Origin of the sequence: Pseudomonas agronomica (genome assembly GCF_025917275.1) — a bacterium.
Classification (GTDB): domain Bacteria; phylum Pseudomonadota; class Gammaproteobacteria; order Pseudomonadales; family Pseudomonadaceae; genus Aquipseudomonas; species Aquipseudomonas agronomica.
The window spans coordinates 1-1921 of record NZ_JAOSHO010000733.1 but is presented as its reverse complement, the minus strand read 5'-3'; the positions used below and the strand labels follow the sequence as shown (position 1 = coordinate 1921).

The following is a 1921-nucleotide window of genomic DNA, read 5'->3' as shown; positions in this document are numbered from 1 at the left end:
CAGCGCAAATGGGGCCTGACCGTTTTCGTCATCGCGTCCTTCTTGCTCATCCTCAACCTGGGTTACTGGCAAGAGACCATGGAAACCCTCGCCCAGGTGCTGTTCGCGACCCTGGTCTGCGTGCTGATCGGCGTGCCGCTGGGCATTGTTGCCGCGCACAAGCCGATGTTCTACACCCTGATGCGTCCGGTACTCGATCTGATGCAGACCGTACCGACCTTCGTCTACCTCATTCCTACCCTGACCCTTTTCGGTCTGGGCGTGGTCCCGGGCCTGATCTCCACGGTGGTGTTCGCGATTGCCGCCCCCATCCGCCTGACCTACCTGGGCATCCGCGACGTTCCGGAAGAACTGATGGACGCCGGCAAAGCCTTCGGCTGCTCCCGTCGCCAGCTGCTGTCGCGCATCGAACTGCCCCATGCGATGCCAAGCATCGCGGCCGGTATCACCCAGTGCATCATGCTGTCGTTGTCGATGGTGGTCATTGCAGCGCTGGTCGGTGCCGACGGCCTGGGCAAACCCGTGGTCAACGCATTGAACACCGCTGATATCGCCCTGGGCTTCGAAGCCGGCCTGGCGATCGTATTGCTGGCGATCATGCTCGACCGAATCTGCAAACAACCCGACGCCAAAGTAGGGGGTGACGCATGAGCATCATTCGCTTCGACGAGGTCGACGTGATCTTTGCCAAAGATCCACGCGAAGCCCTCAAGCTGCTCGACAAGGGCATGACCCGCAATGAAATCCTGAAGAAAACCGGGCAGATCGTCGGCGTGGAAAAGGCCAGCCTGGACATCGAAAAAGGTGAGATCTGCGTACTCATGGGCCTGTCCGGCTCAGGCAAATCCAGCCTGCTGCGCTGCATCAACGGCTTGAACACGGTGAGTCGCGGCAAGCTGTTCGTCGAGCACGAAGGCCGGCAGATCGATATCGCCTCCTGCAGCCCCGCCGAGCTGAAGATGATGCGCACCAAGCGCATCGCCATGGTGTTCCAGAAATTCGCCCTGATGCCTTGGCTGACGGTGCGCGAGAACATCAGCTTCGGCCTGGAAATGCAGGGCCGGCCGGAAAAGGAACGGCGCAAGCTGGTGGATGAGAAACTCGAGCTGGTGGGCCTGACCCAATGGCGCAACAAGAAGCCCGACGAACTGTCCGGCGGCATGCAGCAACGGGTCGGCCTGGCCCGCGCCCTGGCGATGGACGCCGACATCCTGTTGATGGACGAACCGTTCTCGGCCCTCGACCCGCTGATCCGCCAAGGCCTGCAAGATGAACTGCTGGAGCTGCAACGCAAGCTGAGCAAGACCATCGTCTTCGTCAGCCACGACCTCGACGAAGCCCTGAAACTGGGCAGCCGCATCGCGATCATGAAAGACGGCCGGATCATCCAGTACAGCAAGCCGGAAGAGATCGTGCTCAACCCGGCGGACGATTACGTGCGTACGTTCGTCGCCCATACCAACCCGCTCAACGTGCTCTGCGGTCGCAGCTTGATGCGCACCCTGGACAACTGCAAGCGCATCAACGGTTCGGTGTGCCTGGACCCGGGCGGTGATTCCTGGCTCGACCTGGCCGAAGGCAACACCATCAAGGGCGCCCGCCAGAACGGCGCCGCACTGGACCTGCAGAACTGGGCGCCGGGTCAGTCCGTCGAAGGCCTGGGCCGTCGCCCTACCCTGGTGGACTCCAACATCGGCATGCGCGACGCCTTGCAGATCCGCTACCAGACCGGCAACAAACTGGTGCTGCACGACAACCAGAAAGTCGTCGGCATTCTCGGTGACAGCGAGCTGTACCACGCGCTGCTCGGCAAGAACCTGGGCTAAAGCCAAGGCAAACAAAAACGCCGCGAGATGATCGCGGCGTTTTTGTTTGCGCAGAAACAAGAATTGGAATGCTATCCCGTGGCGAGGGAGCTTGC

The 1921-nt window shown here is 61.3% G+C and carries 2 protein-coding genes; both read left to right on the top strand.

The features are described from left to right. A partial coding sequence (locus OC610_RS26650; protein ID WP_264432215.1) for an ABC transporter permease subunit occupies nt 1-651 on the top strand: 651 nt, incomplete at its 5' end. Beyond that, a complete protein-coding gene (gene choV, locus OC610_RS26645) occupies nt 648-1826 on the top strand; it encodes a choline ABC transporter ATP-binding protein (protein ID WP_264432213.1) in 1179 nt (392 codons plus the stop codon). The genes OC610_RS26650 and choV, both read left to right, overlap by 4 nt. The last annotated feature ends 95 nt before the right edge of the window (nt 1827-1921 follow it).